General features: G+C 36.7%; 10 protein-coding genes and 2 riboswitches. All 10 genes read right to left on the bottom strand.

What is annotated here, in order from left to right; genetic code table 11:
- Window positions 1-425 precede the first annotated feature (425 nt).
- On the bottom strand, window positions 426-941 hold the full coding sequence (locus tag ACQKNZ_RS19120; RefSeq protein ID WP_144541993.1) for a GNAT family N-acetyltransferase: 516 nt from the start codon (window positions 939-941) through the stop codon (window positions 426-428).
- A 130-nt stretch (window positions 942-1,071) separates the two neighbouring features.
- Window positions 1,072-2,403 carry an NCS2 family permease gene (locus tag ACQKNZ_RS19115; RefSeq protein ID WP_144541991.1) on the bottom strand — a complete coding sequence of 444 codons (1,332 nt, stop codon included), beginning with the start codon at window positions 2,401-2,403 and terminating at the stop codon, window positions 1,072-1,074.
- A gap of 86 nt (window positions 2,404-2,489) precedes the next feature.
- Window positions 2,490-2,591, bottom strand: a riboswitch (purine riboswitch).
- 510 nt (window positions 2,592-3,101) lie between these two features.
- Window positions 3,102-3,236, bottom strand: coding sequence for a hypothetical protein (locus ACQKNZ_RS19110; protein ID WP_427661304.1), 135 nt, complete (start codon window positions 3,234-3,236; stop codon window positions 3,102-3,104).
- Window positions 3,237-3,673: 437 nt separating this feature from the next.
- On the bottom strand, window positions 3,674-3,922 hold the full coding sequence (locus ACQKNZ_RS19105) for a DUF3923 family protein (RefSeq protein WP_427661298.1): 249 nt from the start codon (window positions 3,920-3,922) through the stop codon (window positions 3,674-3,676).
- Window positions 3,923-4,366: 444 nt separating this feature from the next.
- Complete coding sequence (guaA, locus tag ACQKNZ_RS19100; protein WP_151112693.1) at window positions 4,367-5,920, bottom strand: glutamine-hydrolyzing GMP synthase; 1,554 nt, start codon at window positions 5,918-5,920, stop codon at window positions 4,367-4,369.
- Window positions 5,921-6,049: 129 nt separating this feature from the next.
- Window positions 6,050-6,151, bottom strand: a riboswitch (purine riboswitch).
- A gap of 33 nt (window positions 6,152-6,184) precedes the next feature.
- Complete coding sequence (locus ACQKNZ_RS19095) at window positions 6,185-8,377, bottom strand: DUF4129 domain-containing transglutaminase family protein (RefSeq protein ID WP_427661295.1); 2,193 nt, start codon at window positions 8,375-8,377, stop codon at window positions 6,185-6,187.
- The gene (locus tag ACQKNZ_RS19090) at window positions 8,374-9,579 is read right to left on the bottom strand and encodes a DUF58 domain-containing protein (protein ID WP_427661293.1); all 1,206 of its coding nucleotides are present in this window, start codon (window positions 9,577-9,579) and stop codon (window positions 8,374-8,376) included. The genes ACQKNZ_RS19095 and ACQKNZ_RS19090 overlap by 4 nt, the downstream gene beginning before the upstream one ends.
- Entirely contained in the window at window positions 9,576-10,526 is a 951-nt protein-coding gene (locus ACQKNZ_RS19085) for an AAA family ATPase (protein ID WP_427661291.1), read from the bottom strand. The genes ACQKNZ_RS19090 and ACQKNZ_RS19085 overlap by 4 nt, the downstream gene beginning before the upstream one ends.
- Before the next feature lie 490 nt (window positions 10,527-11,016).
- Window positions 11,017-11,844: an ammonia-dependent NAD(+) synthetase gene (gene nadE, locus ACQKNZ_RS19080; RefSeq protein ID WP_144540842.1), complete on the bottom strand. Its 828-nt coding sequence runs from the start codon at window positions 11,842-11,844 to the stop codon at window positions 11,017-11,019.
- A 1-nt stretch (window position 11,845) separates the two neighbouring features.
- A complete protein-coding gene (locus ACQKNZ_RS19075) occupies window positions 11,846-13,327 on the bottom strand; it encodes a nicotinate phosphoribosyltransferase (protein ID WP_427661289.1) in 1,482 nt (493 codons plus the stop codon).
- Between the last annotated feature and the right edge of the window lie 350 nt (window positions 13,328-13,677).

Here is a 13,677-nt window from a genome sequence, read left to right as displayed (position 1 = left end):
CCTGAGCCAGGATCAAACTCTCCATAATAGAGAACTTAAAAAGCTCATTTTGTTTTGCTGGCATCATCATTAAATGATGTCAAAAATTGTTTTGCTTCAATACAACCGAAGTTGTTTGATGCTATATGTCTTAACGTTTTGCATGTTCAGTTTTCAATGTTCATTGTGTCGTTTTGTTTCGACAGCTTTATTATCTTATCAAATCTAATCATCAATGTCAACAACTTTTTTTAAGTTGTTTTTTTGAAATCAGAAGTAAAAATGAGAACTTGATAACTATACCACCCTATTTAACTATTCGTCAACAGTATTTTTAATAAAATAAGCGAAAATATAATAACAATCTATTCTGATAAGTCTTTTAAAATCTTTTAGACTTTCTAATCCCTCTCTCAATGCGCTTTAGACGGCTTTAATTCCTGATTTTATTCATAAGCTAGAAGATCAATATCCTCCCATACGTATACTAGCTCATTAAGCTGCACTCCACCAATTTCAACTATTATACTATCAATCTTCTTTGCACCAAGCTTTTCATAAAACTTCCGCGAAGGGTTATCCTCTAACACAAGCACTAACATAGATGAGATTCCCTGGCGCTTTAGTTCTTTCACTATTGGTTTAATCAGTAGTTTTCCGACACCTTTCCCCTGATACTCTTGCAAAATATAAATGGCATATAACTCTCCATTATACTTAGAGTACTTCCTACTTCGTTCCTTGCCACCAGAAGCAAAACCAATCACTTCCCCTTCTTCATTTTTCGCTACATATACTTCTCCATCGGGTATAGCAGAATACCAATACTCTACTCTTTTTTCATAGGAAAGGTTTTTTAGGAAATCCTCTGGGACAATGTTTATATAAGTAGATTTCCAGCTTTCTACGTGAACTCTTGCGATACCCTCTGCATCTGAAGGTGTTGCTTTTCTTATTTGCATCACTACAATTCCCCCCATTATCTTTTCGAGTTTCTACTATATAAACTATTTCTCTATTATCTCTTTATAACCCTCTTATTAAAACACATAAAAAAAGAGAGGCACTTGGCCCCTCTCGATAGCTTGAAAATTATAAGAATATGAAGTAGGCCACAAATATTACCCATAGCCCATACATTATCGGATGAATCTCTTTTATTCTTCCAGCTACAATCATCGTGATTGGATAGAATATGAAACCAATTGCTATACCAGTTGCAATTGAATAAGTTAATGGCATTGCAATTACAACAAAGAATGCTGGAACTGCTACTTCAAATTTCGTCCATTCTATACTTCCTAAAGATGAAACCATAAGTACACCCACTATAATTAATGCTGGTGCCGTTACATAAGAAGTTACTACATCTAATACAGGATAGAAGAACAATGATAATAACAAGAGAACCCCAGTAACAACTGCCGCAAACCCTGAACGAGCACCTGCAGCAACACCGGCTGTAGATTCTACATAAGATGTAGTAGTTGAGGTACCAGCAACAGCTCCGGCAGTTGTAGCAATAGCATCTGCTAGTAAAGCTTTACCTGCACGAGGTAATTTATTATCTTTCATTAACCCTGCTTGGTTCGCAACGGAAATTAATGTTCCAGCTGTATCAAAGAAGTTAACAAATAAGAAGGTAAGTACTACAATTAAAAATTGTGATGTCATTAAAGATGCTGGGTTTTCAAAAATAGGTTTGAGTGCTGCCCCGAAAGTTGATTCCATACTTGGAACCTCTCCAACAATCGCATGAGGAACTTCTACTAACTTAAAGATCATACCTACGATAGCGGTAATTAACATACCGTAGAAAATTCCGCCTTTAACGCCTTTAACCATCATAATAACTGTTATAATAAGACCAAAAATTGTTAATAGAACATTTGGGTCAGCTAAATCACCAAGCGCAACAATCACATCAGGATTACCAACGATAATCTTTGCGTTTTGTAGACCAACAAAGGTTATGAATAATCCAATCCCCGCTCCTACCGCATATTTAAGCTCAGATGGGATGGCATTAATAATAGTTTCACGAATACCTGATAAAGAAAGTAAGATAAAGATTACCCCGGCTACAAAAACACCAGTCAAAGCGACTTCCCATGGAATTCCGAATTTCAGTACTACAGTGTAAGCGAAGAAAGCATTGAGACCCATACCAGGTGCCAAGGCAATCGGGTATTTAGCCAGGACACCCATTAAAATAGAACCTAATGCTGCTGCGATTGCAGTAGCAGTGAAGACTGCCCCTTTATCCATATACATAGATTCAGGTAATCCAGGCACTGATTCTAGTGATAACGTCATAGGGTTTACCACTAAGATATAAGCCATAGCTAAGAACGTTGTTAATCCACCAATAATCTCGCGGCGATAGTTAGTTCCTAATTCCTCAAAACGAAAATACTTTTTCATAAGTTCCTCCATTTTTTGTCGCGATAACGAAAAAAAGTATACAACCATTTTCGGTCGTATACATGTACTATCCCCAATAAGTGAATATAAATAGGCTCACTCATCGTAGTCGAATCATTTACGGTGATTCGGTAGAGACTTTTGGGCCTTATTCCCAACGTTATACGACGACATAATTAAATTATATATGTAATATAACACCGAATTATGCCGAAATCAATACTAAATACGAACATTATTTAATTTAACCAAATAATAGTTCGTTTTCTGCTTATAGGCAAAATAATTTTTAAAGTAAAATAGACCTATATTTCTCAGAATAAAAATACCTTGGAAAACCTATAAAATAGGCAGTCCAAGGTTTTATTTATACTATTCCCACTCATAGTAGCATGTGGCTTACTCGTAATATCATAAAGCACGCGCCAACCATTGAAATATAACGCTGTTTATCAACACAGAAAAACCCGTTCAGATCATGTAATTCTTGTCCTCATTTGTAGCTGGTGAACCCCTGTTTACAACGCTATTAGTTTGAATAATGGCTATGTCGTTTCGAAAGAGATATCTGATGACGAGTTTTTTTGTCAACGAATCTGAAATTTAGGAGAATAATAAACTCTATCTTCAATTTTAAAAAAGGACATCGAATAAGAAAAACATAGGGAGATTTTAGTCTTCCTATGTTTTCATTCATATTAATTATCTGTTTGTTTTTGCTTCTTTTTCAAATACTCCGCACGTATTTTTTCAAGTTGCTGCTTTTTATCAAATTTGGCAGGCTTGTGTTTTTCATGATACTTTGCCACAACTGCCTTTCCTTTGGTATCCAATTGGTATTTCCCCACTTTGTTCACCTTCTTTTCTTGTCTTTAAAGAGAATCTATTCAACAAATATAATATACCTTACTTTACTGAATTAAACCTTTTTACTTTATTAGTGTACTGCCTAACCTTGAATATATCAGTAAAAACTTATTAAAATAATTCTTAGCCAAATGGTATTCATTATACTTATCTTTACAACCTAAAATTTGCTGATTCATTTTAATGTAAAATGACAATAAAGTTCTTTAATTTTAAAAGAACAAACAAACATAACCCCTTTCTAAATTTAGAAAGGGGTTATAATATAATCGTTTAACTTTTGATGAAAGATACTTACTGCACTAAAAATATAACAATAAAGTCGTTTAAAAATCTAATTTTTTTGTTCTATAATCGCGTCTGATTGCTTATTTTGCTAATTTCTTAAGTACATAATTCCCTTTTATACCTGCTGAATTTTAGTTTTTTTACTATTGTTGATTACCAAGTTAACAATTAGCCATACAACTTGAATTATTAAGGGAAGTATAAAGGCGATTAATAAAACTATAAATGCTGCTAATTTTGCCTCAAGTGTTTGAATTGCACCTGCACCATCAACCTCCCTTAACCAAACGAAAGCCGTACCTACTGCAAAAATGACAACCCAAAAAGTGTTAGCAATCCACCATAAGAACCAAAGCTTTTTCATATTCTCACTCCTTATCTTTCATCACAATTGCTGATAGCAATCGAAAATCAAACTTTTTATTTTATGTATAATCGTTCCACTACTTACTTCTTTATATTTCTATCTTACAGTGCGAATGAATTCCTGTTAATGGACCTGAGATATATTTAAAACTAGGGCTTGAGATGTATAAAATTCAACTGTTTCCTTCACTTCACTGTATAGACCATTTGTTAAATAGAATGACTCGCATTATTTTTTAAACGACTTTAAAGTCATCAATCAAGTTCCTAATTTTAACTAAACAAAAAAACCTCTTCTAGTTATTTGTTATAAATAACTAAAAGAGATTTTAACTTTTGAAATATAAAAAGTTGTACGTTAATCACTGATAATTCTTAACATACTAGGCTAGACATGGATATGACTGCGTTTAACCTGTTTAGATTATATTACTGAAGAGTATTATTCCCACTCAATAGTTGCTGGTGGCTTGCTCGTAATGTCATACAGTACGCGGTTGATGTGTGCTACTTCGTTTACTAAACGAACAGATACTTTTTCTAGAACGTCCCATGGGATACGTGCCCAGTCAGAAGTCATGCCGTCGATAGATGTTACTGCACGGATACCGATTGCGTAGTCATAAGTTCTTGCATCCCCCATTACACCGACGCTACGGATATCAGGAAGTACAGTGAAGTATTGCCAGATATCGCGTTCTAAACCAGCTTTAGCGATTTCTTCGCGTAGGATGGCATCTGATTCACGCACGATTTCTAGTTTCTCTTCTGTTACTTCTCCCAATACTCGGATAGCTAGTCCAGGACCTGGGAATGGTTGACGCCACACGATTTCATCAGCTAAGCCAAGCTCTGAACCTAGCTCGCGCACCTCATCTTTAAATAAAGTTTTAAGAGGTTCAATTAGCTTGAATTGCATGTCCTCTGGAAGTCCACCAACATTATGGTGAGATTTAATCGTTTGAGCAGTAGCTGTACCACTTTCGATAATGTCTGTATAAAGAGTTCCTTGTGCTAGGAAATCCATACCTTCTAGCTTAGAAGCCTCATCATCAAAAACATAGATAAATTCATTACCTATAATTTTACGTTTTTTCTCTGGATCAGATACTCCAGCCAATTTACTCATAAAACGCTCACGAGCATCAATTTTAATAACGTTCATATTGAAGCCTTCAGTGAAGGTTTTCATTACACCTTCTGCTTCGTCTTTGCGAAGTAGATTATGGTCAACGAACATACAAGTCAGCTGGTCACCAATTGCTTTATGGATTAACACTGCAACTACAGAAGAATCTACTCCGCCGCTTAGTGCACATAGAACTTTTTTGTCTCCAACTGTTTCTCGGATTTTTTCAATCTCCATCTCGATGAAGCTTTCCATTGACCAATCACCTTTTGCTTTACAAACATCAAATACGAATTGGCGAAGTAATTCTAACCCGTATACAGAGTGACGAACTTCTGGATGAAATTGTACTGCATATAAGCCTTTTTCAACATTAGCCATTGCTGCAATGTCACAAGATGGACTTGTAGCGATTACCTCAAAACCTTCAGGAGCTGCTGTCACGTGGTCTCCATGACTCATCCACACTACATGGTTAGAAGGAAGATCACCAAACAATGTCGTTGGATTCTTTATATCTATTTCAGCTCTACCATATTCTCTTGTAAAAGACTTTTCTACTTTTCCACCAAATTGGTAAGCCATCAACTGCATTCCATAGCAAATTCCCAAAATCGGAATATTTAAGTCATAGATTGCTTTGTCAATGTGAAAAGCGTTAGTGTCATAAACAGAATTTGGACCACCAGAGAAAATAATTCCTGTAGCGTTCATTTTCTTAATATCCTCTGCTGTTACTGTGTGAGGATGTAACTCACTATAAACTCCGAATTCACGGATACGACGTGTGATTAGTTGATTGTATTGACTACCGAAATCTAGAACAACAATCTTTTCTTGCTCTTTCAACAATGGAGTTGAAGACATATGCATTCCACCTCTTCTAATATTTGTGCCAATTCACTACGTATACAAAAAAAACGCGTGCGAAAGTATCCTCTTTCTACGCGTTTATGCTTACTACATTAAAAGGTGAATGCCGCCACCTAAAAAAGGCATGACTGCATTCACCTTCATAGTCAAGTTATTAATGGTAACTTGGTAGAAACATCCGAACCATATTATCGGACATATACGAGGGCAACTGGTCAATTTAATTTGACTTCAGTTTACAGGTTGTTGAGGTTAAAATCAACCGCTTAGCTGATTGATTAAATATTCCCAACTTTCTCTAATTGACGCGTAATTGAGTTCAGTTTTATTGTTACCATAAAATCCTTGTTGATACGCTTTAGTTAGCCTTATCATATGAGTATCGCCAAAGTCCTTGTCTACTTTTCGTGCAAAGTCCATCAAGGTTTGACCTTGCTCTCTTACAAGGCCGCGACGACTCAATTGCCGTAGCAGCTGATGATACATTTTTTCGAAGGAATTCCAGTCATTTTTTCGCAGCCTTGATGTTGGGATTAAAACCTTTGACAACCATTTGCCTCGGTGTATGTAGGCAAATAAGCTTAAGATTCCAAGGATAATGACAAACCAAAGGATTGTCACTTTCTTCTCACTTATCCAGTCTATAATGGTTTGTAAAAAAGCTGTAAAGCTGAAAGACACTTCATCCTCTTTTTTAAATCCTTCGCTCTTAGGAGTTTCCTGTTGTTCTTCTGGCGTTAGTAGTTCGTCTGTCTGTTTCTCAACATCGTATACAATATCAGCGCTTGAAGAGAAGCCGATCGTTGGCTCAAACGTTATCCATCCCACATTTGGAAAATAAGCTTCTACCCATGAGTGTGCGTTATTGTTCGTTACCTCATAGACATCTCCCAAATTCTCCATATTCGTACGATCCCCAGGTGCAAAGCCCTTCACCCAACGTGCTGGAATATCAATAGAACGAAGTAAAACTACCATAGATGTAGAAAAGTTATCGCAATACCCTACCTTCGTATCAAACAGAAATTGGTCTACGTAATCGGTGTCCTTATCAGGTATTGCAGCCATTGTTTGGTTGTAGCTAAAACTATTTGATCTAAAATATCTTTCAATACTATTCGCCTTATCATAGAGGCTTGACTTGTCTTGTGTAATACTAACTGCTAGCTCTCTCACTCTATCTGGCAATGTATCTGGTAGCTGCAAATATCTATCAAAATCACTAGATAATGAATTCAAGCTCTCTGTATTAGTAGCACGCAACGCTTTCAGGCTGTACGTAGGCTCACTAAATGAAACATTGTAATCCCATAGACTAGAATTAGAGCTATTAAGAACCGAAATTTTTTGATTTAATGGGTTTCGTGTAAACATTGCTTCTTCATTTGTTTGTATGCTTTTAATGCCATATGGCTGAAGGATTAACGGAAAATCTTGTGCCATAACTATGTTGGCATCTGTTGTTAAATTATCTTCTCCTGGTGGTATATCGCTTTCAAATATCTCTCCAATTCCAAAGTTTTGAAGCTCTACCTCACTCTCCGACTGAATCCACCCTTTAGAGGTATATGTGTCCTTTGTTTCTACCTTCCAATATTGCTGTGTATTTACATCTGCCCAAAAAATAGGCGTATCATCGCTTTGGAAGGCACCACCTAACTGTTCATCATTTTCTCCATATCCAACCTTCTTTATGCCGCCTGTACCTTTCACTCCTCCCTCACGCTCGTCCACTTCAAGAGTAGAAGTAGTGAAAAAAGGAACAGGATCTGGCCAGATTGGTCCTGCTTTTGGCAAAGCATAAGCTGTGATACCGCTAATTGCAAGCAGCAGTATTAAGCTGCCGATGGAAGCAGTAATAAAAGTACCTTTAAGTGATATATTATTCTCTACCAATAGCTTTTGAATGTACAATAATCCCATAATTATAAATCCAGATATTAGAGTAGTGACTATGGAATCTTTACCACTATACGGGCTAAATGCATCCAAAATGGTTATAAATAATACCGTGAGGATAAAAAATAGCAGAAGTGTCTTCCGAACTCTAATCCAATAATTTAATAAGTAGGTCGTCATCCAAAGCAATACAAAAAATAAAAACGTACGGAATGGATCAGTAATCGCTCCCCATTCTTGACTAAAAATAGCAGAAAAGTTATGTAGAAGCTCTACACCAAGATAATCTAAAGAAACCTTCGAGAAAAAGGAGTAATCAGTGTATATATAAACTATTATCCAACATATAAATAATAACTTAATAGGTATAGCAAGCTTCCAATCCAATTTAATAAAGTAAAAGAAGAATGAGATGGCCAAATAAAAGACAAACAATGACAAATGGTCCGTATCTGTCAATTCCATTACCGGCTTTAACCATTCCACCATCAAAAGACAAGTAAATATATAAATGAGAAGAGAAACTATTTTCTGCTGGTAGCTTTCTTTCATGAGCGATTCACCTCCATAAACGCTTGGGCAAAACGATCCTTCGTAATATTATGAACTTCAACTCCTCTACTTTTCGCATACTGGTAGAGGGCATTTTCATTTTTATTTGGTTTTTCGTCTTTATTTTTCACGACAAAACATCGACACACTCGCAGGTTTCCTGCATTTCGTTGTATCCCATCAACCCACTCATGTGTTAACTCGCTAGTAATGTATAACAATGAAGTTGCTTGAGCCAAAGTAGGCTCTTGCGATATTACTTGATCGATTGGCTTGTCTAAATCTGGCTGTACCTTCGTTAGATGATAAAGCACTCTATGAAGCTGTTCCTCATTTTCTACATTCTGTACGAAAAAACGATTCTGTCCTATAGATAGAAAAGCGCTACTAGCTTGGTGACGGACAATCGCCTGCATAATAGATGCAGATAAATCTACCACGTCCTCGAACATAGGAGACAAAGTCCGATCGATTAATATAAACAAATCCTGTGATTGACGATCCTCAAATTCCTTTGTTTTAAGGGTTTGAGTACGAGCAAATGACTTCCAGTGTATCCAGGATACTCGGTCCCCGGGCTGATAGGAGCGAACCCCCGTAGCCATAGTTGTATCTTTCATAACCTGAATTCTTGAGGCCGCTGCTCCCTGATCATACCTAGTTTCGATAGGAATATAAACCATATCCACTAGATTTGGAAAGACGAGTAAGGTTTTAGTATTAGGAATGAATACATTTTTTTTCACCCATCCAAACAAATCGCTTATTTCGATTGATGTTCCTTCTAAAACATGCTCCCCACGAGGCATATGTTCAATTTCATATGTCCAGGTAAATTCTTTTTTCATACCCCAAAAGATGAGCTGTTTCTTAGAGCCTGTATGCAAAAGTGAATTACTCACTCTTTCTTCAAACCAAACAAACAGCAAGGGAAAGCTATCATTTCTTGTCACCTTGATTGTTGCAGAGAATTTTCCTCCGCTATATACCTTTCGTGTTTCAATCGTCCGCTCGGCCTCTAATTTGGATAGAGGATAAAAAAACAGGAGCACCGAATATAGAGCTATAGGGACAATGAGGTAAAAAAGAAACCAGCTCACAAATCCTCCCTGGAACATTGCGTAAACAAAAGCGACCACTAATAGAAGGAGGACTCCACCAATACCTTTAAGTTTCTTAAATCCCTCTAACCAACTATTCATCCGTTTACCTTCCTCTTTATAGGGACAGAAGTTCTTTTTACAACACGAGAAAGTACTTCCTCAGAGGATATACCATCATATCTTGCCTCTGGTCGAAGAATCACACGATGTCCAAAAACAAATGGCACTAAATACTGAATATCATCTGGAATAACATAGTCTCTCCCCTGTAACAATGCATACGCTTGTGAAGCACGCATTAGAGCAATAGAAGCACGAGGACTTACCCCTAGGTAAATATATGTATCAACTCTAGTTCTATTAGCAAGGTCTACAATATAGCCCTTCATGGTTTGATCCACGCTAACATTTTTCACTTGCTTTTGAAGATGAATAAGCTCTTCCAACGAAATGACTGGTAGAAGGCTGTCAATAGGAGAGGCATGCTCTAATCTATTTAACACTTCAATTTCTTCACTTGGATGTGGATAGCCCATTTTCACTCTCATCAAAAAGCGATCTAACTGAGCTTCTGGCAATGGATATGTACCCTCATGCTCTATAGGATTTTGGGTTGCCATAACAAAAAATGGCTTTGGTAGCGGCATAGTAATACCATCGATTGTTATTGATGATTCTTCCATTCCCTCCAATAACGCAGATTGTGTTTTTGGCGATGTACGATTAATCTCGTCAGCCAACACAATATTTCCTAAAATAGGTCCAGGTCGAAACTCAAATTCCATTTCCTTAGGATTATATATAGATACTCCTAATACATCTGAGGGTAATAAGTCTGGCGTAAATTGTATTCTCTTAAACTCTGCTCCAATAGATTTAGCGAGAGCTCGTACCATCATAGTTTTACCCACTCCTGGTACATCCTCTAGTAATACATGTCCATCTGCCAAAAGTGAGATGACTGCTAATTCCGCAATGCTTTTCTTCCCTATCATAACTTTCTCTATGTTAGTAATAATTGCTTGAATCTGTGCTTGATCCTTCATATGATTTCCCCCAAAACTATCATTAAATGATTAGTTAGAAAATTTTTATAATACACTCTAAGCATAACGAAAATAAAAGGATAAAACAATTTAAAAATTACTTATCCTATATAAAGAGTTATATTATGCCAATTTTTTCGAATCCAAAATCTAGCTTAAAACTGTCTAAAATCTCTGCTGTAAAATTTGATTCGTAAAATTTATAATATATGAATTTAGTATCCAGTTCTTAATCCTATTTTTAAAATTTATAAAGCTGTACCTTAATTTAGACGACACTTATTTAAAAAGGATATATTTTGGAACTCAATCTATTTCATAATTTCTATTTAGTTAATGATATACGAACAAAAGAAGAATAGGCGGATACGTTCAGTAGGTAGAGCAATTAAATATATAGTTTTAATAAAAAAATAACTAAAAATAGTTCCCCTTTGATAAACGCAATAAAAAGCATGAAATTTCTATCTCTAGAAATTCCATGCTTCTATTACTTCCAAAAGTCATCGAAGATAGTTATTGGTAGCTGTCGTTTATGCTCGGAACGGTCGTAGAAGCCAACAATCTTTTCTTCTACTTCCTGTGATACCGTTTTTCCTTCTAAATAGTCGTCAATGTCATCATAGCTTACACCTAGAGCAACTTCATCTGGTAAAGCAGGACGATCTTCCTCTAAATCTGCAGTCGGAATCTTCGTATAAAGATGCTCCGGTGCTCCTAGATGTTTTAACAATTGTTTACCCTGTCTTTTATTCAAACGGAAAAGAGGAGTTAAATCTACTCCACCATCTCCATACTTTGTATAAAATCCAGTGACTGCTTCGGCAGCGTGGTCAGTACCAAGTACAATTCCATTATGCATTGCTGCTATAGAATACTGTGCCTTCATACGTTCTCTCGCCTTTTCGTTCCCTTTAGCAAAGTCGCTTAAGGTGATGCCAGCTTCCTTCAATGCACGGTCGCTCGCATCTACTGCTTCTTTAATGTTAATAGTTACACGCTTGCTTGGCTGGATGAAGCTTAATGCATCCTGGCGATCAGATTCATCAAATTGGACACCGTATGGCAGGCTTACAGCGATAAATGTATAAGTACCTGCACCCATCTCTTCATTCAACTCATCTACTGCCATTTGGGCAAGCTTACCAACTAGTGTAGAATCCTGTCCTCCAGAAATACCTAATACCATGCTTTTTAAAAATGGATGCTTCTTTAAATAGTCTTTCATAAAATCGATACTTATACGAACTTCCTCTTTCGGATCAATCTCAGGCTTCACCTTCAAGGCTTCGATAATTTCTCTCTGTTTTTCAGACATTTTAATTCCCTCCATTATGTGCTATAAAATTATGTTCCATTTCCTTCACTTCTCGAATGTTACGCATTTTATTGTCCCAACACTTTTGGCTTAAATCGACTGGGTATTCCTCTGGGTTCAGAGATCGTTTATACTCCTCCCAAAGTAAATCTAGATTTTCATGAGCATATTGACGAACCTCGGTGAGCTCTGGATTTTCATATATGACTGCCCCGTCCTCTATAACCTTTACGTGTAATTCCTTTGCCTCAAAGTTCGTGACAAATTTAGAAACGAACGTATGAACAGGGTGGAACATTTTTAGGCGTTCCTCGTGGGTAGGATCCTCGTCATGCATCGTAATATAATCGCCTTCTGCTTTACCATTTTCTTTATCGATGATACGGTAGAGTCTTTTTTGGCCAGGGGTAGTCACCTTTTCAGTTGTAGACGAGATTTTAATAGTATCTTCCATCTCTCCGGCCTCGTTTTCTATAGAAACAATTTTGTATACTGCTCCTAGTGCAGGCTGATCATAACCTGTGATGAGTTTAGTACCGATTCCCCAACTGTCTACTTTGGCACCTTGAGCTTTTAAGTTCAAAATTGTATACTCATCTAAATCATTTGATACAACTATTTTGGCATTTGGGAATCCAGCAGCATCTAACATTTTTCTTGCTTCCTTCGATAAGAAAGAAATATCTCCTGAATCTAGACGAATACCGATAAAGTTTATTTTGTCTCCTAGCTCCTTAGCTACCTTGATAGCAGTTGGTACACCTGTTTTCAAGGTGTTATAAGTGTCTACTAGGAATACACAATCCTTGTGTCTTTTCGCATATGAAAGAAAAGCATCGTATTCACTCTTATATGCCTGCACCATTGAATGTGCATGTGTTCCAGCGACTGGAATACCAAACATTTTTCCGGCACGAACATTGCTAGTTGCTTCAATTCCTCCGATAAATGCAGCACGGGTTCCCCATATAGCGGCATCCATTTCCTGAGCTCTTCTAGAACCAAATTCCATTGCTACTTCATCCTTGACCACCTGCTTGATGCGTGACCCTTTAGTGGCGATTAACGTTTGGTAATTTACGATGTTCAATAGTGCAGTCTCCACTAATTGTGCCTCAGCAAGAGTTGACTCGACTCGAATAATAGGCTCATTAGGAAATACTAATTCCCCCTCCTTCATCGAATAAACATCGCCAGTAAAGCGAACAGTTTTTAAATATTCAATAAAATCATCACGATACCCAAGCCCATTTTGTAAATATTCTAAATCACTTTCTGAAAAATGGAAGTCTCTTAAGTATTCGAGACATCTTTCAAGACCAGCAAAAATTCCATACCCATTTCCAAAAGGAAGTTTACGGAAAAATAATTCAAAAACTGCTTTTCTCTCATGCATATTATCAGCCCAATAGGCCTCTACCATATTTATCTGATATAAATCAGTATGTAATGCTAAACTGTCATCTGGATATTTTTTTCTCATGATGATCTCCTTCTCATAACTATTGAACTTAGTATACACTATTTACCCTTTTGCATGGAAAATTAACCACTGGAATAGCGAGGAGAAAGCTCCTTGGTTTCTGCGAAAAAGGAATAGCTGATTTCCTCTTTAGTTAAGATACTTTCCGCGGATCCGCGTCGCTTACGCTTCGTTTTTAGGATGACTTATCTATCTTCCTCTTGTCGATTCAATCAATATGTAATAGATATTAATGCATAGGTAGCAAACTACTATTTATAAAATTACAAATAATTTTTTTTCCTTTTTGAACACTGAAAACCATTTAATCCTTTACCCCACAAGAAAACCAGCCCAAAACTGGACTGGCT

The sequence above is a fragment of the Psychrobacillus sp. NPDC093200 genome (genome assembly GCF_050280345.1).
In the GTDB taxonomy this organism is placed as follows: Bacteria; Bacillota; Bacilli; order Bacillales_A; family Planococcaceae; genus Psychrobacillus; species Psychrobacillus faecigallinarum.
This window is presented reverse-complemented; position numbering and strand designations above follow the sequence as displayed.

Coding starts and splice junctions, on each gene's coding strand:
- ACQKNZ_RS19075 (WP_427661289.1), bottom strand. CDS start 13,327: ATGAGAAAAAAATATCCAGATGACAGTTTAGCATTACATACTGATTTA.
- nadE (WP_144540842.1), bottom strand. CDS start 11,844: ATGTCTGAAAAACAGAGAGAAATTATCGAAGCCTTGAAGGTGAAGCCT.
- ACQKNZ_RS19105 (WP_427661298.1), bottom strand. CDS start 3,922: ATGAAAAAGCTTTGGTTCTTATGGTGGATTGCTAACACTTTTTGGGTT.
- ACQKNZ_RS19095 (WP_427661295.1), bottom strand. CDS start 8,377: ATGAAAGAAAGCTACCAGCAGAAAATAGTTTCTCTTCTCATTTATATA.
- guaA (WP_151112693.1), bottom strand. CDS start 5,920: ATGTCTTCAACTCCATTGTTGAAAGAGCAAGAAAAGATTGTTGTTCTA.
- ACQKNZ_RS19085 (WP_427661291.1), bottom strand. CDS start 10,526: ATGAAGGATCAAGCACAGATTCAAGCAATTATTACTAACATAGAGAAA.
- ACQKNZ_RS19090 (WP_427661293.1), bottom strand. CDS start 9,579: ATGAATAGTTGGTTAGAGGGATTTAAGAAACTTAAAGGTATTGGTGGA.
- ACQKNZ_RS19120 (WP_144541993.1), bottom strand. CDS start 941: ATGCAAATAAGAAAAGCAACACCTTCAGATGCAGAGGGTATCGCAAGA.
- ACQKNZ_RS19115 (WP_144541991.1), bottom strand. CDS start 2,403: ATGAAAAAGTATTTTCGTTTTGAGGAATTAGGAACTAACTATCGCCGC.